The organism is Ruegeria sp. YTSC199 (genome assembly GCF_059609725.1).
On the sequence record NZ_JBXWMF010000004.1, the window covers coordinates 163,572 to 186,861 of the forward strand.

The 23,290-nt window shown below is 60.6% G+C and carries 28 protein-coding genes; 8 read left to right on the forward strand and 20 right to left on the reverse strand.

Features of this window, described 5'->3' with window-relative positions; all coding sequences use genetic code 11:
- Positions 1–154 precede the first annotated feature (154 nt).
- Together AC2FEE_RS05315 and yddG are read left to right on the forward strand one after the other, a co-directional pair.
- Positions 155–1,102 (forward strand): transcriptional regulator GcvA, encoded by a 948-nt coding sequence (locus AC2FEE_RS05315; protein WP_496863553.1) that lies wholly within the window; start codon positions 155–157, stop codon positions 1,100–1,102.
- Positions 1,099–1,965, forward strand: coding sequence for an aromatic amino acid exporter YddG (yddG, locus tag AC2FEE_RS05320; RefSeq protein ID WP_496863554.1), 867 nt, complete (start codon positions 1,099–1,101; stop codon positions 1,963–1,965). The genes AC2FEE_RS05315 and yddG overlap by 4 nt, the downstream gene beginning before the upstream one ends.
- Here yddG and AC2FEE_RS05325 read toward each other — a convergent pair.
- The 3 genes from AC2FEE_RS05325 to AC2FEE_RS05335 form a co-directional block, all read right to left on the reverse strand.
- Positions 1,962–2,126, reverse strand: coding sequence for a YdcH family protein (locus AC2FEE_RS05325; RefSeq protein WP_170327212.1), 165 nt, complete (start codon positions 2,124–2,126; stop codon positions 1,962–1,964). The genes yddG and AC2FEE_RS05325 overlap by 4 nt on opposite strands.
- Positions 2,127–2,247: 121 nt before the next feature.
- On the reverse strand, positions 2,248–2,967 hold the full coding sequence (locus AC2FEE_RS05330; protein WP_496863556.1) for a tRNA1(Val) (adenine(37)-N6)-methyltransferase: 720 nt from the start codon (positions 2,965–2,967) through the stop codon (positions 2,248–2,250).
- A gap of 50 nt (positions 2,968–3,017) precedes the next feature.
- Positions 3,018–3,233, reverse strand: coding sequence for a putative signal transducing protein (locus AC2FEE_RS05335; protein ID WP_037316655.1), 216 nt, complete (start codon positions 3,231–3,233; stop codon positions 3,018–3,020).
- A gap of 55 nt (positions 3,234–3,288) precedes the next feature.
- On the opposite strand from AC2FEE_RS05335, the gene AC2FEE_RS05340 reads away from it, so the two are divergent.
- On the forward strand, positions 3,289–4,287 hold the full coding sequence (locus AC2FEE_RS05340) for a polyprenyl synthetase family protein (RefSeq protein WP_496863557.1): 999 nt from the start codon (positions 3,289–3,291) through the stop codon (positions 4,285–4,287).
- Here AC2FEE_RS05340 and AC2FEE_RS05345 read toward each other — a convergent pair.
- The 4 genes from AC2FEE_RS05345 to soxR all read right to left on the reverse strand — a co-directional run bounded on the left by AC2FEE_RS05345 (position 4,280) and on the right by soxR (position 9,145).
- Positions 4,280–5,101 carry a 4-(cytidine 5'-diphospho)-2-C-methyl-D-erythritol kinase gene (locus AC2FEE_RS05345; protein WP_496863559.1) on the reverse strand — a complete coding sequence of 274 codons (822 nt, stop codon included), beginning with the start codon at positions 5,099–5,101 and terminating at the stop codon, positions 4,280–4,282. The two genes, AC2FEE_RS05340 and AC2FEE_RS05345, sit on opposite strands and share 8 nt — an antisense overlap.
- Positions 5,091–6,803, reverse strand: a complete 1,713-nt coding sequence (locus AC2FEE_RS05350) for a tetratricopeptide repeat protein (protein WP_496863561.1) — start codon at positions 6,801–6,803, stop codon at positions 5,091–5,093. The genes AC2FEE_RS05345 and AC2FEE_RS05350 overlap by 11 nt, the downstream gene beginning before the upstream one ends.
- Before the next feature lie 104 nt (positions 6,804–6,907).
- Entirely contained in the window at positions 6,908–8,554 is a 1,647-nt protein-coding gene (locus tag AC2FEE_RS05355) for an electron transfer flavoprotein-ubiquinone oxidoreductase (protein WP_496863563.1), read from the reverse strand.
- 135 nt (positions 8,555–8,689) lie between these two features.
- Positions 8,690–9,145, reverse strand: a complete 456-nt coding sequence (gene soxR, locus AC2FEE_RS05360; protein WP_496863565.1) for a redox-sensitive transcriptional activator SoxR — start codon at positions 9,143–9,145, stop codon at positions 8,690–8,692.
- A gap of 88 nt (positions 9,146–9,233) precedes the next feature.
- On the opposite strand from soxR, the gene AC2FEE_RS05365 reads away from it, so the two are divergent.
- From AC2FEE_RS05365 to AC2FEE_RS05375, 3 genes are all read left to right on the forward strand, one after another.
- Positions 9,234–9,614 carry a VOC family protein gene (locus tag AC2FEE_RS05365; protein WP_496863567.1) on the forward strand — a complete coding sequence of 127 codons (381 nt, stop codon included), beginning with the start codon at positions 9,234–9,236 and terminating at the stop codon, positions 9,612–9,614.
- A gap of 138 nt (positions 9,615–9,752) precedes the next feature.
- Entirely contained in the window at positions 9,753–10,223 is a 471-nt protein-coding gene (greA, locus tag AC2FEE_RS05370) for a transcription elongation factor GreA (protein WP_496863569.1), read from the forward strand.
- A gap of 13 nt (positions 10,224–10,236) precedes the next feature.
- Positions 10,237–11,229, forward strand: a complete 993-nt coding sequence (locus AC2FEE_RS05375) for a hypothetical protein (protein WP_496863571.1) — start codon at positions 10,237–10,239, stop codon at positions 11,227–11,229.
- Here AC2FEE_RS05375 and AC2FEE_RS05380 read toward each other — a convergent pair.
- The 6 genes from AC2FEE_RS05380 to AC2FEE_RS05405 are packed head-to-tail and all read right to left on the reverse strand — an operon-like array spanning position 11,226 to position 15,660.
- Positions 11,226–11,819 carry a GNAT family N-acetyltransferase gene (locus AC2FEE_RS05380; RefSeq protein WP_496863573.1) on the reverse strand — a complete coding sequence of 198 codons (594 nt, stop codon included), beginning with the start codon at positions 11,817–11,819 and terminating at the stop codon, positions 11,226–11,228. The two genes, AC2FEE_RS05375 and AC2FEE_RS05380, sit on opposite strands and share 4 nt — an antisense overlap.
- Positions 11,816–13,081: a molybdopterin-binding protein gene (locus tag AC2FEE_RS05385; protein ID WP_496863575.1), complete on the reverse strand. Its 1,266-nt coding sequence runs from the start codon at positions 13,079–13,081 to the stop codon at positions 11,816–11,818. The genes AC2FEE_RS05380 and AC2FEE_RS05385 overlap by 4 nt, the downstream gene beginning before the upstream one ends.
- Entirely contained in the window at positions 13,078–13,569 is a 492-nt protein-coding gene (gene mobB, locus AC2FEE_RS05390) for a molybdopterin-guanine dinucleotide biosynthesis protein B (protein ID WP_496863577.1), read from the reverse strand. Before mobB ends, AC2FEE_RS05385 begins: the two co-directional genes overlap by 4 nt.
- Positions 13,566–14,210, reverse strand: coding sequence for a molybdenum cofactor guanylyltransferase MobA (gene mobA, locus AC2FEE_RS05395; RefSeq protein ID WP_496863579.1), 645 nt, complete (start codon positions 14,208–14,210; stop codon positions 13,566–13,568). Before mobA ends, mobB begins: the two co-directional genes overlap by 4 nt.
- The gene (locus AC2FEE_RS05400; protein WP_496863581.1) at positions 14,207–14,722 is read right to left on the reverse strand and encodes a hypothetical protein; all 516 of its coding nucleotides are present in this window, start codon (positions 14,720–14,722) and stop codon (positions 14,207–14,209) included. The genes mobA and AC2FEE_RS05400 overlap by 4 nt, the downstream gene beginning before the upstream one ends.
- Positions 14,722–15,660, reverse strand: a complete 939-nt coding sequence (locus AC2FEE_RS05405) for a formate dehydrogenase accessory sulfurtransferase FdhD (protein ID WP_496863583.1) — start codon at positions 15,658–15,660, stop codon at positions 14,722–14,724. The genes AC2FEE_RS05400 and AC2FEE_RS05405 overlap by 1 nt, the downstream gene beginning before the upstream one ends.
- On the opposite strand from AC2FEE_RS05405, the gene AC2FEE_RS05410 reads away from it, so the two are divergent.
- A complete protein-coding gene (locus tag AC2FEE_RS05410; protein ID WP_496863585.1) occupies positions 15,659–16,375 on the forward strand; it encodes an AzlC family ABC transporter permease in 717 nt (238 codons plus the stop codon). The genes AC2FEE_RS05405 and AC2FEE_RS05410 overlap by 2 nt on opposite strands.
- The gene (locus tag AC2FEE_RS05415) at positions 16,372–16,704 is read left to right on the forward strand and encodes an AzlD domain-containing protein (protein WP_496863587.1); all 333 of its coding nucleotides are present in this window, start codon (positions 16,372–16,374) and stop codon (positions 16,702–16,704) included. The genes AC2FEE_RS05410 and AC2FEE_RS05415 overlap by 4 nt, the downstream gene beginning before the upstream one ends.
- On the opposite strand, the gene AC2FEE_RS05420 is transcribed toward AC2FEE_RS05415, so the two are convergent.
- From AC2FEE_RS05420 to AC2FEE_RS05450, 7 genes are all read right to left on the reverse strand, one after another.
- Entirely contained in the window at positions 16,693–17,325 is a 633-nt protein-coding gene (locus AC2FEE_RS05420; RefSeq protein WP_496863589.1) for a hypothetical protein, read from the reverse strand. The two genes, AC2FEE_RS05415 and AC2FEE_RS05420, sit on opposite strands and share 12 nt — an antisense overlap.
- A gap of 18 nt (positions 17,326–17,343) precedes the next feature.
- On the reverse strand, positions 17,344–17,478 hold the full coding sequence (locus AC2FEE_RS05425) for an aa3-type cytochrome c oxidase subunit IV (RefSeq protein ID WP_496863590.1): 135 nt from the start codon (positions 17,476–17,478) through the stop codon (positions 17,344–17,346).
- Positions 17,479–17,546: 68 nt separating this feature from the next.
- Positions 17,547–18,107, reverse strand: a complete 561-nt coding sequence (locus tag AC2FEE_RS05430; RefSeq protein ID WP_496863591.1) for a hypothetical protein — start codon at positions 18,105–18,107, stop codon at positions 17,547–17,549.
- Complete coding sequence (locus tag AC2FEE_RS05435; RefSeq protein WP_496863592.1) at positions 18,094–19,932, reverse strand: glycerophosphodiester phosphodiesterase family protein; 1,839 nt, start codon at positions 19,930–19,932, stop codon at positions 18,094–18,096. Before AC2FEE_RS05435 ends, AC2FEE_RS05430 begins: the two co-directional genes overlap by 14 nt.
- A 64-nt stretch (positions 19,933–19,996) precedes the next feature.
- Complete coding sequence (locus tag AC2FEE_RS05440; RefSeq protein WP_496863593.1) at positions 19,997–20,449, reverse strand: DUF6173 family protein; 453 nt, start codon at positions 20,447–20,449, stop codon at positions 19,997–19,999.
- A 4-nt stretch (positions 20,450–20,453) separates the two neighbouring features.
- Entirely contained in the window at positions 20,454–21,500 is a 1,047-nt protein-coding gene (locus AC2FEE_RS05445) for an MBL fold metallo-hydrolase (protein WP_496863595.1), read from the reverse strand.
- The gene (locus tag AC2FEE_RS05450) at positions 21,500–23,203 is read right to left on the reverse strand and encodes an acyl-CoA dehydrogenase family protein (protein ID WP_496863596.1); all 1,704 of its coding nucleotides are present in this window, start codon (positions 23,201–23,203) and stop codon (positions 21,500–21,502) included. Before AC2FEE_RS05450 ends, AC2FEE_RS05445 begins: the two co-directional genes overlap by 1 nt.
- Between the last annotated feature and the right edge of the window lie 87 nt (positions 23,204–23,290).

Genomic DNA, 23,290 nt, shown 5'->3' on the forward strand with positions numbered 1-23,290 from the left:
GAAAAGCGCGGGCGGCGGCGGGGTTCGTAGTCGCTTCGATCATGGCGGTTTCCTTTTTCAGAACAGTTCATTTGACTTGAACCCAATATGAAGCCTACAAAAATAGCTGACAAACGAGCTTTATGATCCCCTCAGTTAAGTAAATCTTGCCCGGATGAGTGACTATCTACCCCCTCTAACCGCCTTACGCGCCTTTGATGCAGCTGCGCGGCACATGTCTTTTGCCAAGGCCGCAGAAGAGCTGCACGTCACGCCCGCCGCTCTGTCCTTTCAGATCAAATCGCTGGAAGAGCATCTGGGTCGCCCCTTGTTTCGCCGCCTGAACCGCGCGGTGGAACTGACCGAGGCGGGGCGCACCTTGGCCCCCGGAGCGGCCGAAGGGTTCGCCACCCTGCAGGCCGCGTGGCAGACCACCAGACGGCAAGGCAACGACACCAGCCTGACGGTGACCGCAGGCCCTGCCCTGACGGCCAAGTGGCTGGCACCTCGGCTTTATGACTTTGCGCGGACGCATCCTGAAATCGACCTGAAGTTTTCGGCCACCCTGCGGATCATGGACTTGGAACGTGATGATGTAGATGTGGCCATCCGCTTTGGCTATGGCCCGGATGATGGGTTGTACTCCGTTCCTGTCCGCAAAGAGTGGCTGACCCCGGTAATGACCCCGGAACTGGCCGAGCGGTACCCAACCCCCGAGAACCTGAAGGACGCTCCGTTGATCCATGACGATTCGATTGCATTCCTCAGGCCACGCTGTGACTGGCCAACATGGTTCCGGGCTGTGGGGATTGATTTCACACCCGCGCATGGTGCGCGTTTCTCGAACGCCGATCACGCGATTGATGCCGCTGTTGCGGGGGTCGGCGTGGTGCTGGGCCGTCGCGCCATGATCCTGAAAGACATGACCGAGGGGCGGCTGGTTGCTCCCTACAAGGTCGCCATCGAGACCCGCGGGCGATTCCGATTTCTATGCCTGCCCGGTGCCGAAAACCGGCCTCAGATCGCGGCTTTTCGGGATTGGTTCGTTGCCGAGATCGAGAAAACCGCGCATATCTCGAACGAATTCAAGATCGTTCCGGTGGAAGATGTCCCTGTCCCATGACCAGAACACGCGCAACAGCCATCGGGTTTATCGCCGTTTTGCTGTGGGCCTTGCTGGCCTTGTTCACCGTCGGGTCATCTCCGACCCCACCCTTGCTGCTAAACGCCATCTGCTTTTCGATCGGAGGCACCCTGGGCCTGATCTGGACGTGGACCAGCGGTGGGTTGCGCCAGTTACGCGCGGTGCCGTGGACGACATACCTGTTCGGCACCATCGGGTTGTTCGGCTACCACGCACTGTATTTCTCGGCCCTACGCATGGCCCCCGCAGCCGAAGCCGGATTGATTGCCTATCTCTGGCCACTGTTAATTGTACTGTTTTCCGGACTGCTGCCGGGTGAGCGTCTGCGCATCGGACATTTAATCGGTGCCTGCCTTGGCTTTGCCGGCGCAGTCGTGATCATTGCCGGGGGCGGCAGTATGGGGTTTCAGGTCAATCACCTGCCGGGCTACGGGTTGGCGCTGCTATGCGCGCTGACATGGTCGGGCTATTCGGTCCTGTCGCGCCGTTTGGGGGATACGCCAACCAGTTCGGTTGCCGTGTTCTGCATGATCACAGCCATCGCCTCGGGCCTGTTGCATCTGGCCATCGAGGAGACCCTCTGGCCAAGCAACATCTTCGGTTGGGCCTCGGTCGCGGCACTTGGGCTGGGGCCGGTTGGGCTGGCGTTCTATGTTTGGGATATCGGGGTCAAGCAGGGTGACATCCAGATCCTGGGCACGGCGTCCTACGCGGCACCCCTGTTGTCTACGCTGGCTTTGGTTGTGGCCGGGATCGCCGCCCCGTCCTGGGGTCTGGCGATCGCGGCCGTTTTCATCACTGGTGGCGCGGCCATTGCCGCGCGGGCCAGTATGAGACGCTAGTTCGACAGTCGCTCGATCTCTTCCTTAAGTCTAAGCTTCTGCTTTTTAAGCTGAGCAATATGGAGATCGTCGATGCCAGGCGAGCGTTGGGCTTGTTCAACTTCAAGACCGAGAGATTCATGTTTTTTCTTCAGTTCGGTCAGGTGTGCGCTCACGCTCATGGCGATACTCCTCTGTTGGTGTCTGAGTTTCACGTAAGAAGTTGACCACATCGTTTCCACCCTGTCACGCTGCAGACGCACAGAATCTTTCCTAAATCCGACAAATTCGGCTGGTTACTGCCTATCGGTCGAAAATGCCGCAGATCGCGGCCCCGTCGCGCAGCACGGCCGAGACCTGCGGCGTATAGCTTTCACCGTCCTCTTTGTGCCGGTCGCCCGCGTGTAAAATCAGTGGTGCGTGTAGCCGAAATGCTGCCCGGCCACCCTTTCTGGCCCGCAATATCACCAGTTCGGCAGCGCGACCGGTACGGGCGGCCAGCGGCAGCACCTCGACCGAACCAAGACGCCCGGCGCAACCCTCCAGCATGTCGGGCAAACGGTCGGACTTTTGGATCATGTGCAGGTACCCGCGCGGTGCGAGGCGTTTGGCCGCAACGCCGAACCAATCGGCCAGAGGAGTCTCTTCCCCCAAAGCCACGCTGCGCCCTTTATCCGCAGCAGAGCTATGCGCCCCGGCGCGGTAATAGGGCGGATTGGCGATCACGTGGTCGAACTGCCTCTGTTTCAAGTTAGCGGGAAGAGCATTAAGGTCTGCTTCGATCACCTCCAGCGACGCCCCGTTTTCCACCGCGTTTCGGCGCGCCAGATCGGCATAGGGCGCTTGCAGCTCCACCCCGATCCCTTGCAGCCCCGGCACACGGGCCAACAGGCACAGGATTGCAGCCCCGGCCCCACAGCCCAGTTCCAACACGGTGTGACCACGTGTCGCCGGAACCGACGCCGCCAACAGCACCGGATCCACTCCGGCGCGATAGCCGGAACGCGGTTGCCACAGGCGCATACGTCCGTTTAAAAAGTCGTTACAAGTCAAATCACTATTGGGGAACAGGTTCATCGTCCCAACGGTATCTCGTTGTCGCGCATCACTCTTTCAGCGCGGGTCAGGTCATCCGCACGCACCATCAGGCGGCGCGGGAAGATTCCGATGCCGCCTTCGAGGATGCTCATATTTACGTCCATCTGAAAGCAGTCTATATCCTCGCCTTCAAGAAGGGCTGAAGCAAAGGCTAGGATCGTTGGATCGGTGCTGCGCAAAAGTTCTTTCATGGGACGGATGTAAGGGCAAGGTACGCCGAAAGTCGAGCCTTGTATCAGGAGTGTGATGGATATCGACACGATCACAAAACCGCATGAACGGCTGGCGGAAATACTGGCCAGCGAAATGGACGCGGTCAACGAACTGATCCGCACGCGCATGGCTTCTGAGCACGCGCCGCGTATTCCTGAAGTCACAGCGCATCTTGTTGAGGCCGGTGGCAAGCGCCTGCGCCCGATGCTGACACTGGCAGCGGCCCGTCTGTTCGGTTATTCGGGCGATCACCATGTGCGCCTGGCGGCGACGGTCGAATTCATTCACACCGCCACGTTGCTGCATGACGACGTGGTAGATGAAAGCGCCCAACGGCGTGGGCGACCCACGGCGAACCTGCTGTGGGACAATAAATCCAGCGTTCTGGTCGGCGATTACCTGTTCTCCCGCAGCTTCCAATTGATGGTTGAGACCGGATCGCTGCGGGTCCTGGATATTCTGGCCAATGCCTCGGCCACCATTGCCGAGGGCGAAGTGCTGCAGATGACAGCCGCCACCGATCTGAGCACGGATGAGGCGATTTACCTGCAGGTCGTGCGTGGCAAGACGGCCGCCCTGTTCTCGGCCGCGACAGAAGTAGGCGGCGTCATCGCCGGAGCATCCGAGGAACAGGTCAAGGCGCTGTATGGCTATGGCGACGCGTTGGGTATTGCCTTCCAGATCGCGGATGATCTGCTGGATTATCAGGGCGATAGTAAGGCCACCGGCAAGAACGTCGGTGACGATTTCCGTGAGCGGAAGCTGACCCTGCCGGTCATCAAGGCCGTGGCGCAGGCGACCCCCGAGGAACACGCCTTTTGGGAACGCACCATTGGCCGGGGCCGTCAGGAAGATGGCGATCTTGACCACGCATTGAGCCTGATGGGCAAATACGGCACTCTGGACGCCACCCGCGCGGATGCGTTCGGATGGGCCGCCAAGGCCAAGGCATCTCTGGACGTCCTTCCCGATCACGAGATCCGCACCTTACTGCGCGATCTGGCCGATTACGTGGTCTCGCGCCTCAACTAAGCCGCGTCGCGCGGCACCACCAATCGGGATGGGCCGCACCGATCTCATAAGCCGCGAAATGCGCGTCTTTCATCGTTGGATACAACGCAAAACAGGTCGAGCCTGAGCCCGACATGCGAGCCAGAAGGGCCTGTTTGGTTTCAGCCAGTTCCTCAAGCACACGTGCCACATCCGGGGCCAGCCCGGTAGTGGGCGGCTCAAGATCATTGCGCTGATCCCGCAACCACGCAGCACAGACCTCGGGCGTGTCGAAAGATGGGATCATGCCTGGCATGGACGGGTTGTCACGACTGTCCAAAGCCGAGAACACTGCGCCTGTGGGCACTTCGACGCCGGGATTCACCAGCAGGGCGGGCAATGGGGGCAATGTGATCGGGTTCAAATGCTCGCCAATACCGCGCATCCGCACGCCGGAAGCCAACATGCAGACAGGAACGTCCGCGCCCAAAGACAATGCTACTTCTGCCGAGACCGCCTCTCGCTGATCCGTGATCATTTTCAGTGTCGCGGCAGCGTCCGAGGACCCGCCTCCGATTCCGCCGCCATGGGGAAGCACTTTGTTCAGATCGATATGCCCGGTCCAGCCTGCGGCCTCGGCAGCTTTCCAGACCAAATTGCGCCTGTCCGTGGGCACGCCTGCGGCGTGTTCTCCAGTCACAGCCATCGACAATGCGGGCCCGGGGGTGAACTCCAGCGTGTCGCCGACATCTGCGAACACCACCAGCGAATCCAGCAGATGAAAGCCGTCCGGCCGCTGGCCGGTCACATGCAGGGTCAGGTTGATCTTGGCGGGCGCGAAGGCCTTAATTGCCATTGGCAACCTTCAGCGGCTCGGCCCCTTCTTCGGCCAGAACCGCGTCCAGCCCAATTTCCAGCTTGCGGCGGATGCGCTCGGGGTCGGCCTCGCCATCCGCATCTGACGGGTCGATGAAGGACAGGGCGCGGCTCCATTGGAACTCAGCCTCACGCCCACGGCCGACGGCCCAGTAAACGTCGCCCAGATGGTCGTTTACCACTGGATCGACCGGCATCAGTTCGACTGCGCGCTCCATATGCTCGACTGCTTCGTCATAGCGGCCCAGACGGAACAGAACCCAGCCCAGACTGTCGACGATATAGCCGCTGTCAGGTCGGGCGGCGACGGCGCGCTCGATCATATCAAGCGCCTCATCCAGCTTTTCCTGCCGTTCAACCAGCGAGTACCCCAGATAATTCAGCACCTGAGGTTGATCCGGATTCAGCTCTAATGCGCGGCGGAAATCGGCCTCGGCCTGATCCCAGTTCTTCAGCCGCTCGTGTGAGATACCGCGGGCATAATGCAAGAACCAGTTGCCGCCCGAAGCGCCCTCGGTCAGGACAATTGCCCTGTCATAGGACGCGACAGCTGCCGCGTAATCTTCTTGCTGGCGCTGCAGATCGGCCAGCGCCACATGCACGCTGGGCAGGTTCGGGGTCTGGCTGGCGAGCGTCTGCAGCACTTCGGCCGCCGCATCTTTCTTGCCCCACCGGCTGAGCACTTCGGCCCGTCCCAGTTCGGCTGCGTGGTAATCGCTGCTGCTGGGTGGAACCTTGCGATAGGCCTCGACCGCCAGGTCGTATTGCTCCAGCCCGTCCAGCAACTCGGCGCTCAGCAGAATTGCGTCCACGTGGCCGGGCCGCAGAAACGCAGCGATGCGTACATAAAGCAAAACGTAGTTCTCAGCAGCCTCATTGCTCAGTGCGGCGCCCACGGAAAAGAACACTTCGGCCATGCCATCCTGTGCTGATTGCGCATGGGTGAACGGCAGCGTTTCACCGGCGCTCAGGCGCGCAACATAGCCTTCGATGGACGGATCGCTGCCAGCGGCAAAAACCTCCGCCAAGAACTGCAGCGCCTCGTCGTGGCGATCCAGTTGCGACAGAACCTCGACCCGAGCCAAGGCCGCGCGACGTGAAAAGCGAGATACAGCGCCGTTATGCGCCGTGAACACCTCTTCTGCGCCTTCAAAATCGCCTACCGACGCCAGCGCCAACGCTTTGTGATACAGTGCAAAGTCCCGCAGCCCGTCCTGCGTGGCAACCTCATCGAATTGCTCCATCGCGCGGGTCATGGCGCCCTGCCCCATATAGGCCCAGCCCATCATCAGACCATCGACCAGAGGCCCCACGCCCTGTGTTTCATGATCCAGAGCCAACAGGTCGTCCAGCTTGCCTTCGGCCACCAGATTGGCAGTGATCACCATCCGCGCCGCCTGGCTGGGCAGGCCCATATCCTCAATGGCCTGTGCAACCGGTAGCGCGCGCTGCACCTCGCCCAAGGACAGGCGCGCGACGACAACGCTTTCCAACAAGGTCGCATTTTCGGGATCGGCCTGCAGGGCCCGGGCATAGTATCTTTCAGCCGCGGTATAGTCGTTCTCGTAAATCGCCTGACGGCCGGCCAGATAAGCACCAGACCCCGTATCCGCCTGAACCGGAAAAACAAAAGACGAGGTGAACAGCACAGCCAACGCTGCGCGACGAACCAGAGAAACCACCACAATCCTGCCTTGCTATTTTTGTCTGCGCAACAAGCTAGGGCTTTGGTAGGCAAGAGGCAATGGCAGAGCCTTCACGACCCTGCCAGTGCCCGGATTTTCGCTTACATGTTGGGATAGTTCGGGCCATCCCCTCCCTGCGGCGTGGTCCAGGTAATATTCTGGCTGGGGTCTTTGATATCGCAGGTCTTGCAGTGGACGCAGTTCTGGAAGTTGATCACGAACCGCGGACCCTCTTCATCCTCGACCATCTCGTATACACCCGCCGGGCAATAGCGCTGCGCCGGTTCGTCGAACTTGGGCAGGTTCACTTTGACCGGGACATCCGGGTCGGCCAGCTTCAGGTGACATGGCTGGCTTTCCTCGTGATTGGTCATCGCAAAGGACACGTTGGTCAGACGGTCAAAGGACAGCGTGCCATCGGGTTTAGGATAGTCGATGGGCTGATGCTTGCTGGCCTCTTCGGTCGACTGCGCGTCATTCTTGCCGTGGCCCAGCGTGCCCAGCAACGAGAAGCCCAGCGTGTTGGTCCACATGTCCATGCCGCCCAGCACCAGCGAGGCAGTCAGGCCGTATTTCGACCACAGCGGCTTGACGTTGCGCACCTTTTTCAGGTCGCTGCCAATGGGGCCATCGTGCACGTCGGCCTCATAGGCGGTCAGTTCATCACCCGAACGATCGGCCTTGATAGCGTCATAGGCGGCTTCAGCAGCAGCCTTGCCCGACAGCATGGCGTTGTGGTTGCCCTTGATGCGCGGCACGTTGACCATGCCCGCCGAGCAGCCCAGCAGCGCTACGCCAGGGGCGACCAGCTTGGGCATCGACTGATAGCCGCCCTCGGTGATCGCACGTGCACCGTAAGCCACGCGCTTGCCGCCTTTCAGCAACTCGGCCACCATCGGGTGATGCTTGAAGCGCTGGAATTCCATGTAAGGATACAGGTGCGGGTTCTTGTAGTTGAGGTGCACCACGAAACCGACATAGACCTGATTGTTTTCAAGGTGATAGATGAACGATCCGCCACCTGCGTTGCTGCCCAGAGGCCAGCCCATAGTATGCGTGACCGTGCCTTCCTTGTGCTTGGCCGGGTCGATCTCCCAGATCTCTTTCATGCCGACACCGTATTTCTGCGGCTCTTTCCCGGCAGACAGGTCATACTTGGCAATCACTTCTTTGGACAACGATCCGCGGACACCTTCCGACAGGAACACGTACTTACCGTGCAGCTCCATTCCTGGCTCGGTACCCGGACCGTAGGATCCGTCGGGTTCCAGACCGAAGACACCTGCAACCACGCCTTTGACCTCGCCATTGTCGCCATAGACCAACTCGGAACAGGCCATTCCGGGGAAGATTTCAACGCCCAGTTCTTCGGCCTGTTCGGCCATCCAGCGGCAGACATTGCCCATCGAGACGATGTAGTTGCCGTGGTTGTTCATCAGCGGCGGCATCGGGAAGTTGGGGACGCGGATTTTACCCGCCTCACCCAGCATATAGAAATTGTCCTCGGTCACCGGCGTATTAAGCGGAGCGCCTTTTTCCTTCCAGTTCGGGATCAGCGCGTCCAGGCCGCAGGGGTCCAGCACAGCACCCGACAGGATATGCGCGCCCACCTCCGAGCCCTTTTCCAGAACGACAACGTTCAGGTCGGCATCCAGCTGTTTCAAACGGATGGCCGCCGACAGGCCCGCGGGGCCTGCACCCACGATCACCACATCGTATTCCATCGCTTCGCGTTCAATCTCGGCCATCGCGGGCTCCCTAGCTAACTTTCCGAATTGGCGCTTTCACTGCGTGGTCTGCGCAATATTGTTTCACGGCTGATTACATGGTCGGAAAGACCTTGGTCAATCAAAACACGGCGTAACATTGCTGCAATGCGGCAGTTATGTCTCTGGTGCGTCCCCCATGAGGTATCTGGGACCGCTACCATGGGATTTGGCGCGGTCATCAGGGTTGTAAAGGGCGCAGTTCGGCAAGCTCAGGCAACCGCATCCAATACAGCCGTCCAGATTGTCGCGCAAGCGCGTCAGGGTATCGATTCGCTGGTCCAGATGAGACCGCAGGCCGATACTGATCTTTTGCCAATCTTTCGGCGTCGGCGTGCGGTTTCCGGGGAGGCCTGACAGTACCTCGCGAATCTCGGGCAGGGTCAGTCCGAATTGCTGGGCGATCATGACAAAGCTCAGCCGTCGGATATCGGCACGCTGATACCGCCGCTGACCGCCTGCGTTGCGCCAGGGCGAAATCAGCCCCTGCGCCTCGTAGTAACGAATGGCGGAAACCGCCATCCCGGTGCGCTGCGCCAAAGCGCCAATTGCCAATCCTTCCGATACCGCCATTTCACCCTCGCAAAAATACCTTGACCTAAAGTTAGGTTTAGAAATTACGATGAGTCGGAACAAGCCTCAAGACTGAAAAGGAGATCCCATGATGGCAACACTTGAACACACCAATTTCACCGTGCGCGACCCCATGGCCTCGGCGGCGTGGATGCAACAGGTGTTCGGATGGAAAACACGCTGGGAAGGCCCGGCCATCGCGGGCGGATACACGGTGCATGTAGGCAGTAAGCATACCTATCTGGCACTGTATGCGCCCAGCGATCCGAAACCGTCGGGCGAAAGCAGCTATGACATCGTTGGCGGCCTGAACCATGTAGGCGTTCTGGTCGAAGACATCGATGCCACTGAAGACAAAGTGAAAAAGGCCGGGTTCACCCCCAAATCCCACGCTGATTACGAGCCGGGCCGACGATTCTACTTTGACGACGACAACGGCATCGAATTCGAGGTGATTAGTTACGACTAGGCCGTAATCCGCGTCACAGGACATCACCCTCTTGCATTTCACGCCTCATTTGGGTCAGGTATTTGCCAACCCATCAAATCGCCCCGACGCTGGTTCCATGCGGCGGGGCGCAACATTTTTTGCGTGGACGACAAGAGTATGGAAAAGATTCCAATGACGCCTGCGGGCAATGCCGCGCTCGAGGCAGAGCTAAAAAACCTGAAATCCGTTGAACGCCCCGCGATCATCGAGGCCATTGCCTCGGCGCGCGAACTGGGCGATCTGAAGGAAAACGCCGAATACCACTCGGCGCGCGAAAAACAGGGCTTCATCGAAGGTCGGATCAAGGAACTGGAAGGCATCCTGTCGCTGGCTGACGTGATCGACCCTGCCAAGCTGTCCGGTGCGATCAAGTTCGGCGCCAAGGTCACGCTGGTTGACGAAGACACCGACGAGGAAAAGACTTGGAAGATCGTGGGTGAGTATGAGGCCAGTATCGAAAACGGTCTGCTCAACATCAAATCGCCCATCGCCCGCGCCCTGATCGGCAAGGACGAAGGTGACAGTGTCGAGGTTCGCACCCCCGGCGGCGTGCGGTCTTACGAAGTGCTGAGTATCGAGTACGCCTGACCGGAGCGTCCCCATGTCCGAGCCCTCACCTGAGCAGGAACCCGAGCGACCGACCTCGCTGGGCATCTACGACAAGCCTTCGCGCCCGGTGGTGACCGAGATCGAGATCGCGGCCATCGTGCTCAGCGTGATCTGGCTGGTGGTTTCAGTGGTATTTCTGGTGCTGCCCGGCCAGGCACAGGGCGGAGGCTTCATTGTGACCTTGTTGGCGGTGTTCATGCCGGTGGCGATGTTCTGGGTTGCTGCCACCGCGATGCGCGCGAGCCGCGTGATGCGCGAAGAAAGCGAACGTCTGCAGACCGCGATCGACGCGATCCGGCAGGCCTATGTCATCCAACAACAGCGTTCGGCCAGTTCTTATGAGCCGGCAGTCAGCAAGAAGCTGGATGAAATCGCCGAGGCGGCGAAAAAGACCGAAAGCGCGCTGGCGACGTTCTCGACCAAACGCACAGAGCGCGCGCGTGCGGCGGCACCCAACGGCACTGGCGACCAGACAACGCTGGAATTGGGCACCCAGGCCGAAGATATCGCGCCGCCACTCAGCACCGATGTTTTCATCCGCGCGCTGAACTTCCCCGAAACCCAGGACGATGCCGACGGGTTTAACGCCTTGCGTCTGGCATTGAAGGACCGCAAGACCGCGCAGCTGGTGCAGGCCTCGCAGGATGTGCTGACCCTGCTTAGCCAGGAAGGCATCTATATGGATGACCTGCGCCCCGATATGGCCCGGCCCGAGGTCTGGCGGCAGTTCGCGCAAGGCGCGCGCGGGCGTTCGGTGGCCGCATTGGGCGGCATCCGCGACCGGTCCTCGCTGGCGCTGACAGCGGCACGGATGAAACAGGACCCGATCTTTCGCGACGCCGCGCATCATTTCCTGCGCCGCTTCGATCACATGATCGTCGCCTTCGAGCCCGAGGCCAGCGATGCCGACCTGACCGCCCTTGGCGAAACCCGCACGGCACGGGCCTTCATGCTGTTGGGGCGTGTGGCCGGGACGTTTGACTAAGGCGCGGTAACCGCCCAGCTCATGCGCGTGGCGCTGTTGAAGCCGAACAAGAACTGGAACGGTCCGGTTTCTTCCTTGCTGACGGCTCTGAAGCCCTCGCGTTCGTACAAGGCCTTTGCGCGCGGGTTGGTATCGATTACGTCCAGCTGCACCTCTGACATACCCGATTTGCGAGCCTCATCCTTGATCGCAGAGAGCAGCGCGGTTCCAACACCCTGTCCGCGCGCCTCTGCAGCGACAAAGATACCGTCCATTTGAAACACGCCGGGCTGCAGATCACGCTCCAAAACGCTCAGCACAAGACCGCGCCATGTGCCGCCAAACCAGCCATATACCTTTGCCATTTCGGACAGGCTGCCTTCGACCAGCCCGCCGTCCTGGGTTTTGTAGCCGGCCAGCCCCAGCATCCTGTTTGAACTGTCTCGCGCGACCAGGGCAAATTGCGGGTTTATGGCAAGCTCTATGAAGGCCAGCCCCTTTTGGTCCGGCCCCATGACCTTGTGTAGCTTGGCTGCGAAAGCCTGCCAGAACAGGGCGGCGGATGTTGCCCGTTCCGCCTCAGAGAAACCCTTCTCTATTCTGAACGTCACAACCCAAAGCTCCCGTAGGGAATGAACCGAATCATATCGCCCGGTTTGATGTGGCAAGCGCCGTCCTCGATCTCGACCAGCCCCTCGGCCCAGCTGAGCCCGCTGATCCGGCCCGACCCTTCCGAAGCGAACACCTCGGCCTGGCCATCGCGGACACGAGCGCGCAGATATTCGCGGCGGCCCGGCTTCTTGCGTTTCTCGAATGCGGCGGGCAGGTCGAAACCTTGCGGGTCCTGCCAACCCTCACCGGCCATCAGGCCCAGCGCCGGGCGGGCAAAGATCAGCGTGCAAACCATGGCGGCCACCGGATTGCCCGGCAGGCCGAAGACCGGTGTTCCGTCCCACATTCCCAACGCCAAGGGTCGCCCGGGTTTCAGCGCGATCCGCCACTCCTGCATCGCGCCCGCTTGCCGCAACAGGGCCGAGACGTGATCTTCATCCCCTGCCGACGCACCACCGCTGGTCAGGATCACATCCGCCTGCACTGCCGCCCGATTCAGGCGGTCGCGCAGGGCATCGCGGTCGTCTTCAACACGTCCCATATCCACGGGCTGGAACCTCATGCGGGCGATCAGTGACAACAGCATCGGGCGGTTGGCATCGAATATCTGGCCCGGACCGGCGGGTTCGCCCGGTTCGATCAATTCGTCCCCTGTGGACAAAACGGCCACCCGCAGCGTTTCACGGACGGGCACCTCGGCAAGACCCGTCGCGGAAAGCAAAGCCAGATCGGCGGGTGTTAACCTGCGCCCGGCGGGCAAAACCGGATCGCCCTCGGCCACATCCTCGCCTGCGCAGCGTGTGTTGGCGCCGTATTTCAAAGGGCCGTGAAAGGCGATGTGGCCCTCTTGAACGGTTACGTCTTCCTCCAGAATGACTGTATCCACACCCGCAGGCAGGGCCGCGCCGGTCAGCACGCGCAGCGCATGGCCGTCGGGTACCGTGCCGTCAAACGGAATGCCCGCCGCTGCGCGCCCCGGATGCATGGGCATCACCTGCGGCCCCTCGGGCGCGGCACCGGAGAAACCATAGCCGTCCACCGCCGTATTCGGCAGCGGCGGGTTTGAGCGTTTGGCGATGACACCTTCGGCCAGAATATGCCCCGTTGCCTGCTCCAAAGGCAGAGTTTCGGCGCGCTTCACCACCGTCAACCGCTTGCGCAGCAGACCCAGCGCGTCGTCTACCGGGGTCCAGTTCACACCGGCGGGCAGCGCAAAACAATCGTTGCGCAGGGGCGGCGGTGCGATGTTCGGTTTGGTCATAATCCGACCTCCTGCAGGATGAAATCAGCGATTGCAGCGGTGTCATCCAGATCGAAAACAGGGCAGTCCGCGGTCAACGGCGTATCGCTGGCCACGGCGCGAATAGTTGCGTTTTCCGGTGCCATCAACGGATTTCCGGCCTCGGCCCGAAACGCTTCGACCTTGTGATGGGCTTCGCGTTTGAACCCTTCGATCAACACCAGATCAACCGGTGACAAGCGCGCCAGCAGATCGGCCAGAGACGGCTCAGGTGCGCCGCGCAGCTCCTGCATGATGGCGATGCGTTGGCCCGAGGCCAGCAGCACCTCGGACGCGCCGGCGGTACGGTGGCGATAGCTGTCGGTGCCCGGCTGATCGACATCGACCCTGTGATGGGCGTGTTTAACGGTCGAAACCGAGAAACCGCGCCCCGTGATCTCGGTCACCAAACGCTCCATCAGCCCGGTTTTGCCCGCGTTTTTCCATCCGGTGACGCCATATGTTTTCATGCCTGCTCCAGCAGCTTTTCCGCCCGCGCCAGATCAGCGGGCGTGTTGACGTTGAAGAAGGGATCGAACGGGTCGGCCGAAAACAGCGCCTCGCGCCCGTCATGTTTGTCGGTCCACAGCACGACCTTGCGTAGCCCGTCGTTCAGTGCATCGCGCAGATCGTCACGCAGTGCCACGGGCCAGAGGCCGAATGTCGGGTGCCGGTTGATGCGTTTGCCACCGCCGGATTTCAGCGCCTCCTCCCCGGTGCGCGGTGTGGTCGCCAGAACCAGCGGATGGGTTTGTCCTTCGGCGGAATGCATCAGACGCGCCACCAGATCGCGCGGGAAAAACGGCGTGTCTGCTGCTGCGGTTACGATACTTTCCGCACCGTGCTCTGCCGCCCAGTCGAGCCCGGCCAGAACGCCCGCCAAAGGGCCTGCGAACCCTTCAATCGTGTCCGGCAGTATAGGCAGGTTCAGATCCGCGAACCGTTCGGGATCACCATTGGCGTTCAGCGCAAGGTCATCGACTTGCGGGGCAAGACGTTCGATGACATGGCACAACAGGCTCTGCCCACCGATCTGCAACAGGCCCTTGTCGCCACCACCCATCCGGGTGGCCAGACCGCCTGCGAGGATCACTCCTAAAGGTTTGGTCATGGTGTATCCTCAGTTACAGGCCATTTCTTGAACTTCTCCAGTGAAATAAAAACCAAAAAACCTATGCAGAGGCTGAACAGAATGCACCATGTGTCTTTGGGCACTCCTGTGAATTCGGCCAGAGCACGGCTTAAGCGAAGATAGGCAGGCAGAAAAACGACCACGGCACCAATAACAAGTAAGGCACAGAAGTAACGCCGGAAATTGCGCACTGATTTTTGAGTCTCTTCAGATAACTCCAAAGAGCTGGGCAAACCGTGAAGTAAAACCCGTTGAAGGGCGATGTTCTGTCGCTGCGCCAACAGTCCCCAAGACTGCCACCCCTGTTTGAAAGAGCCGAGAAAACCCCATGGGCTGATAAAAACCCTCGGCGTCCATCCCAGTTTATCAAGGTGGCCTTGATCGAGATTTGCCATTCCTTCAATGACAGCTCGTTTGCTTCTTTCGTAGCTTCTGAATGCAACAAACATCAGCGCGATTAATAAGAACACGAGGAGATAAGCTACGAGCATTATCCCGCGCTCTTCCTGCGATGTTTCTTGTCCTCGACCGCCACCGATGCCGGGTCGACATCGCGGACCAGCCGGTCCTCACCGGACAGGCACACGAACCGCTGCCCGCGCATGCGGCCGATCAGGGTCAGGCCGACCTCGCGGGCGATCTCGACGCCCCAGGCGGTAAAGCCCGAGCGGGACGCCAGTACCGGGATGCCCATCATCGCTGTCTTGATCACCATTTCCGAGGTCAGACGACCGGTGGTGTAGAGGATCTTGTCCTCGGCCGCCTCGCCCTCGGACAGCATCCAACCGGCGATCTTGTCGACCGCGTTGTGGCGGCCCACGTCCTCCATATAGACCAAGGGGCGATTCTCGCAGCACAAGACCGTGCCGTGAATTGCGCCCGCTTCAAGGTACAGCGAGGGCGTCCGATTGATCTTGGCGGCCAGATCATAAAGCCACGAGGTGCGCACCTGAACCTGTGGCAGGCGCACATCCTCCAACCCCTCCATCATATCGCCGAACACCGTGCCGACCGCGCAGCCGCTGGTGCGGGTCTTTTTCTTCAGCTTGTCCTCGTACGAGGTTTCACGCGCCGTGCGGACGATTACGGTTTCCAGATCGTCGTCGTAATCGACCCGCGTAATCTGGTCATCGGCCAGCAACATGCCCTGATTGCGCAGGAACCCCAGCGCCAGATATTCCGGGTAATCGCCGATGGTCATTGCCGTCACGATCTCCTGCGAGTTGAGGAAGATCGTCAGCGGACGCTCCTCGACCACCGAGATCCGGCTGATCTCGCCATTCTGGTCCACACCTTCGACCGCACGGGTCAGGCGGGCCGCGCCGGGGTCGGGGGCGATGATGTAGTCCGAGGCATCCAGTTCTGTAGCCAATTGCAACCCTTTCCCAAGACCGTTAGTGCTGCGGGCAACACCATAGGATTTAGCCATGGCAGACACCACATCCAAGTCATACTATTGGAAGGGTTTTCGCGACGGGTCACCGTTCATCTTTGTCGCAATCCCCTTCGGCACCCTGTTCGGCGTTTTCGCAACTGAGGCCGGTCTGGATATCGTGCAGACCATGATGCTCACTTCAACCGTCTTTGCGGGGGCAGCGCAATTCGCCGCCCTGCAATTGCTGCAGGACCAGACGCCCACGGCCATCATTCTGATCTCGGCGCTGGCGGTGAACCTGCGAATGGCAATGTACTCGGCCTCGCTGACGCCCTTTCTGGGGGCGGCACCGCTATGGCAGAGGGCCTGTGCGGCCTACCTGACGGTCGATCAGTCTTATGCCTGCTCAATCGTGCAGTTCGAGAAAGAGCCGAAGATGACCGTCCCCCAACGCATGGCCTATTTCGTGGGTTCTGTCACTCCGATTACACCGCTTTGGATTCTGGCAACTTATCTGGGCGCGGTACTGGGGACGCGCATTCCCGAAAGCTGGGCGCTGGACTTCGCCCTGCCAATTACCTTTCTGGCCATGATCGGCCCAATGATGAGGACCCTGCCCCATGTGATCGCCGCGTTAGTTGCCATTGCCGTTTCGTTGCTGACGGTGGCCCTTCCGTACAATCTGGGCCTTTTGATCGCAGGGTGTGCCGGGATGATCGCAGGCGCACAGGCTGAACTGGTCACAGAACGCCGAAAGACCGGGACATGAATCAAGTCGATGCTGTAACAATCTGGACCATTATCATAGGTCTGGCAGTGGGCAGCTACGCCCTGCGATTTGTCTTCATCGGTCTGGTCGGAGACCGCCCGATGCCACCCTGGCTGCTGCGTCATCTGCGCTACACCGCCGTGGCCATCCTGCCAGCGCTGATCGCGCCGCTGGTGGTGTGGCCAACCGCTACCGAAGGACAGCCGGACGCGCCGCGCATGGCGGCGGCAGCGGTCGCTTTGGTTGTCGGGCTGGTTACCAAGAACGTGCTGGCGGCCATATTCTCTGGCGCCGGAACCCTCTACGGGCTGCTGTATCTATTGAGTTAGGGCTGCGTCCTGCTGGTTCAGAACAGCATTGTTCGCCGCCAGACCTTTTTGCAGATCGGCGTCGTCATTCTCACGGTATTCGCTGGTGGCAACCCCCGGGATCTCTCCAAATTGCTCGGACAGTTTGACCGGGTAGAAGGTGGTGCTGATCTGTTCGAAACCCGGCACCTGTTGCAACAGCTGAGCTGTCGAGTTGGCGCAGTACGCGCTCGACACCGGCCCCATCTGCTTGGCCAGTTGCAGGGCGATCTCGGCCTGTTGCGGGGTGACCTCGATGGTTTGAATCCGCGCAAAATGCGTCTCGCGCGCGTGGCTGCTGCGATAGGCGCGCTCGACGTTCGGAGTGATACCGTAAAGCACGTCATTCTTTATCGGCACCACATCCGCACGAAACGAACCTGCGGGGTCAAAGATCACTCTCTCACTGCCGCTAATCATCAATGAGGTATGTGCACCCGAACCGGTCCGGGTGTTGATCATCGTATAAAGGGTCAGCGTAGAAGGTCCGGGGTCACGGTAGGACCGTGCCACGACTTCCGACTGATCTGCCTGTGGGCGCTGCGAACCGGTGCAGCCAGCAACGGTTGCTGCCAAAAGGCAGGCAAGCAAAATCCTGATCACGGTGAACCCCGTTCCGAATTAAGAGGCGAAAACCGCCAGGAACAGGCAGAGGAAAATGATGGCAACCACGCACCATGTGGTGGCCTTGATAAAGCCGTGGAAGGTTTTTTCTTGGACTTTGATGTCCATTTCGCCGTGCTTGTATTCAGCCATTGTTCAGAGATTCCCAGTTCGCGTGTTTAAGACGTTGGATAATCGAAAATCCGAGGCCTGTCACCACGTCATTCGCGCGCAGGGGGCGTAGGCAGGAACACAGAACAGCCTGGATATCCGAAACCCCAGCGCCAAGGCAGGCCGGAACAGGGCCCACCGCCCAACCGCACCGCCGCATGCATTGCTTCGGCCGTGATGGAATGCGCCGTGCGAATCTGGTCGGGTGTCATGTCATACCGTTCAGCATAGGCGTCGGCGTTATCTTCTCCATGCTGTTTGACGCAGGCACGCAGCGCATCATCCGCTGACAGGCGCGCGTCATAGCTGCCCTCGGCCTGCGTCGCGTCACCCGCATTGTGATAGGCGCGGTCATGGGTCACGCAGCAGTATTCCCACGGAGGGTGTTCCTCGTAGAGGGCGCGGAATTTGGGAAATGTCTCGGCCACAAAGCGCCAACTAGCCGACAGGCCACCGGAACAGCCATCGGTTTCGAACGGCGTTGGTTCCGTGTCCCCGCGCTGTGCGATCAGGGCACGGTGGGCCGGCAACTCGATGTTGCGCATGAAGTCCTGCGCCGTAGCGGTGGACGCCATCAGCGCGAGGGCCACGCCCAGATTACGGGCTATCATCGCGCATCGCTTTTGTGTCGACGGACATGCCGAAGGTGGTTGCCAACCACAGCAGCAGCCGCTCGGCCGGGCCCATTTCGGCGCGCACCCGCAGAACCTCGTTGGCCATCGCGGGGCGGTCGGTGATCAGCCCGTCCACACCCATCGAGGCCATAGCTGACATTTGCAACGGGTCGTTCACCGTCCAGACATAGATATCCTTGCCCGCCGCATGGGCCGAGCGTACCAGCCCCGGCGTCGCCATCGCGGCGTTGACGGCGATGAAGTCACCTTCCAGCCCGGTCAGATCGCCCACTGCCGTTGCTGCCAAGACCCCGGCTCGCCAATCCGGGCGCAACTTCTTCATCTTCTGCACCGCAGGGTATTTCAGAGACATGGTGGCGATGTCGTCCTGCATCTCCAGCTCTTCGACAATCGCCGCCACGCGGTTTTCCAGATCGACGTCGTGGCCATAGTACTTCAACTCGATGATGACCTTGGACTTGCCCTTGGCAGCTTCCAGAACCTCACGCAGGGTCGGGGTGCGTTCCTCAGCGTATTCTGGGCCGAACCAACTACCGATATCGATCTGGGCGATGTCCTCCATCGTCGCATCCCAAACCTTGAGGTTCACACCCGCCAGTTTCATGAAGTCACTGTCATGGGCGACGATGACCATGTCATCCGCAGATTCCTGCACGTCGATTTCAACCCAGTCCGCCCCATCCTCGATCGCCTTCAGCACCGAAGCCATGGTGTTCTCGGGCCGCAGGGCGGCAGCACCACGGTGGCCGATCACCTCAGCCCGGTCCGGGGCCTGTATGCGTTCCAGCAAGTGTTGCCCAAACCACAATCCGATCAGAACGGCAGCCGCTGCAGCACCCAAAACGGCGAACAATGGGATACGCAGGCGACCCGGTTCGGGATGCGGCGGCTCTTCGGTCCTGATCTCAAAGAACCCGTCCAGCAGCACCGCCAGCGCACCCAAAGCCGTTGCCGCCAGCACAAGGCCTGCCAAAGACCAGATACCAGCCACCACCAGGCTGTAGATCAGCGCCAAACGCAGATGGCCGGCCCCCTGCAGCGGCACGATGGCAAAAAGCAGCCCCGCCGCCCAGGCGATCAGACCCGCGATGATCACCCGCAGGATCAACCAAATCGCCAGCTCGATCTTGAGGCGACCGCGCTTGCCCTCCATCCGGGTGGCGCTGACGTTGAACGCATGGGCCGGGTGAACCCCTTCGAAAAGGACCAGATGCAAGCCCAGCGCCCACGCCGACAACCGGCGGATCAGCACCCAAGCCATGACCAGGACCACGGCCCCGATCAGAACCACCGTAATCCAGAAGGAGGGCGGGTGGAACGTCAGGTAGTAGTTGATGTCATATTCGGTCAGCGTCCACCACGCGATCACGGCGGAAAAGGCAGCAAAGGGCAGGATCAGAACCAGAACCCGCAATACAAAGCGCACCGCAAAACCGAACAGCGCTGGTAGCCGCGACAGGATCAGGCCGATGGCGGAACTGCCCGCACGCCACGGGTCAGACTCGCCCATCCGCAGCGATCCGGTCATGACCGAGAACACAAACACCTCGGCCAACAGAAACAGGCTCAGCACGACAATCGCCGCGACAAAACCGACGGGAGACAGGATGAAGGCAGCGATGGCCTGATCCGTCAGCGCAGTCTGGTTCGAAAGCGACACGGCCAGATTGACGGTGATGGCCACGCCCGGCGCGATCAGAGCGACCAGTAACAGGCGCACGGCAATATAGATCGGCACAAAGACGCGACGGCGCGCCCATGCGCCTTTGTAGGCACTTGTAACGGCTGAGAAATCGGACACGCGTCACCCCCTTGAATGGTGCACTCATTCAAGGCTGCGCAGACGTGAATTGCAAGTCAGGCGGTCAGCTTTCTTCCAGATCCTTTGCCAACCGAAAGCCGATGCGGTTGGCGGGCTTGTCTTCGACCGATTTGGGCAAGGCCCGCAGCATCACGTTCAACTGGCTGACATGCTGCACAAGCTGGGTTCGCGCCCCGGTCGCATCCGAGCCATAGAAGGTGATGATATCGGGATCGAAATAACCCATGCCCTCGATCCGCATCACCCCCGCATCGCCGCCGGTAAAGCCCATGGCGACTTCTTGATCGCCATCCAGAGTCTGCTCGAAATTCTGGATATAGAGGATCAGCCGCTCATAGGCCCACTGCGCCGGGCTTTTGGTGGCGACGGGTTTTTGCAGCTGGCCGGGAAGGTCCTTGGCGCCGGATTTCGCATCCGGGTTGGCATGAACTTCGTAGCATCGGGGCAAAGCCGCCGCTTCTGCCGCCTCGGCCGATGTTTCGATCTGGTCCTGCATGCCATTACCCTTTGCGCTGAAACTCCCAGGCCCCGTCCGCGCGCCGCGTTCGGGTCACGGTTCCAATGTGGTAAAGATGGTTCAGATGTGCAACCGCCTCAACCAGCGCAAGCCCATACTCGCCCTCGCCAATCTGACGTTTGAACAGGGGGACAAAGCACTCGGCGGCGGTTTTCGGTGTATTCAGGTAGCCCTGCAATCGGTCCAACGCGCCGTGGTGATTGTCGATCAGCTGCCGCATCCGCAGCGGCAGGCCGGTAAAGGGCAGCTTGTGCCCGCCCAGCGCCAGATGATCGGGCCGCGAGAGGCCCTGCAGCCGCTCGCAAGCCTCAAGCCATTCGGCCACCGGGTCGGCCATCGGTTCAGTGACATAAACGCCCAGATTGGGGCTGATTGAGCTGAGTATCTGATCGCCGGTGATCACAAGATTGTCATCGCGGCTCCAGAAGGTGGCGTGCTCGGGCGCGTGGCCATTGCCTATGTGCACGTCCCAGTCGCGCCCGCCCATACGGATGACGCTACCCTGCTTGATACGGGTATAGCCCAGCGGCATCGGGTAGACGGTGTCGCAGAAGTTGAACGGGCGCTCGGTCATGCGTTTAGCCAGAAAGTCGGCGTCCATCCCGGCACTGCGATAATAGTCCAGAGTTTCTTGCGGCCAGGTTTCCTGCACATCCAGCTGCAGCATCCGCGCGAACAGCCAGGCAGTGCGGGTTGTGACCAGTTCAGCGCCCTGCTCGGATTGGAACCAGCCTGCATTGCCGACATGATCTGGGTGATGATGCGTGACCACCACACGGGTCACCGGCTTGCCACCCAGCGGTCCGGCCATGAGTGTTTCCCAGACCCGGCGGGTCTTGTTCGAGGAAATCCCGGTGTCGATCACCGTCCAGCCATCGCCATCATCCAGCGCATAGATGTTGACGTGGTCCAGCGCCATGGGCAGCGGCAGGCGCATCCACAACACGCCCACGGCGACCTCGACCACCTCTCCCAAAGCCGGAGGCTCGGGCCAAGGGTATCGGATCGCCAAAGGAGTGTCCCCGTCCATTATACTGCCAATTCCTCGGCGCTGAGAGTGTAAAGATCCCCGGCCCCGTTCTGAGCCTGCGCCAGCAGACCGGCATATTCCGGCAGCAGCGCGTTGATGTAGTATCGCGCCAGTTTGAAGCGCGGACCATTGGGTTCAGCCAATGCGGCCTTGAGGTGGTAATGCGCGCCCAGAACCCGGGCGAAGGCGTGCATATAGGGCACGGCCCCGGCAAAGCGGGTCTTCATGTCGGACTGCGCCACGAGCCACTCGGTGGTTTCGCGCAGGCTTTCGGTGGCCTCCCAGACGGGCCCGGCCAGATTGGGCATAGTGGCGCGAGCCTCTTCGGCGTGATCCTCGATCTCATCCAGCAGGCGCGAGGCAGCCTCACCGCCGTCCATCATCTTGCGTGCGACAAGGTCCATAGCCTGAATGCCATTGGTGCCCTCGTAGATCGCGGTGACGCGAACATCGCGGTAGTACTGCGCCGCACCGGTTTCTTCGATAAAGCCCATGCCGCCATGCACCTGCACGCCGGTCTCGGACACACGCATCCCGGTCTCGGTGCCGAACGCCTTGCAGATCGGAGTCAGCAATGCGGCCCGCGCGCTCCACTCGGCATCGCCGGTGGCTGCGGCCATGTCAATCGCGGCCGCATTGGACAGCATGATCGCCCGCGCAGCAAAGGTATCGGCGCGCATGCTCACCAGCATCCGACGCACATCCGCATGGTCGATAATCGTGCCCGAGGGCGTCTTGCCCTGCTTGCGCTCCAACGCATAGGCCAGCGCGTGCTGATAGGCCCCTTCGGCGGCACCCACGCCCTGACCGCCAACACCAAGACGGGCGTTGTTCATCATGGTGAACATCGCGGCCATGCCGCCATGTTCCTTGCCCACAAGCCAGCCCTTGGCACCGTCATACTGCATCACGCAAGTGGGCGAGCCGTGCAGTCCCATCTTGTGTTCGACCGAAACGACCTTCAGGTCATTGGCCACGCCAGGATTGCCGTTTTCGTCAGGCAGGTACTTGGGCACCAAGAACAGCGAAATCCCTTTGGTTCCCGGCACACCGTCTGGCAGACGCGCCAGCACCAGATGGCACACATTCTCAGTGAAGTCGTTATCGCCCCACGAGATGAAAATTTTCTGCCCTGTTACCGAAAAAGTGCCGTCGCTATTGGCCTCGGCCTTCGAAGACAAAGCCCCCACATCCGACCCGGCCTGCGCCTCGGTCAGGTTCATGGTGCCAGCCCATTCGCCCGACATCATCTTGGGCAGGTACAGCGCCTTGATCTCGCCGCTAGCGTGATGCTCCAACGCTTCGATCTGACCCTGGGTCATCAGCGGAGCCAGTTGCAGCGACAGGCAGGCGGCCGACATCATCTCGTTCACCGCCGTGGTCAGGGTCATCGGCAGGCCCATACCGCCATATTCGGGATCACCGCTCATCCCGATCCAGCCACCTTCGGCAATCGCTTTCCAGCCGTCGGCATAGCCGGGCGAGGTCCGCAGCACACCGTTTTCAAGCCGCGCCGGCTCCAGATCGCCGGGGCGCTGCAGCGGGGCCATCACCTCTTCGCACATCTTGCCGGCCTCGGTCAGGATAGCACCGACGACATCCTCGCTGGCTTCCGAGAACTTCTCGGTCGCGGCAATCTGATCGAATCCGACCACGTGGCGGAAAAGCAGTTCATAGTCGGAAATGGGCGCGCGGTATGGCATGAGTTCCCTCAGGGTTAACTAAATGGTTTTTCGCGGGTGGGGTTGGAAATTGCAATGCCCACCTTTATGCATCCTTGATCTATTCGA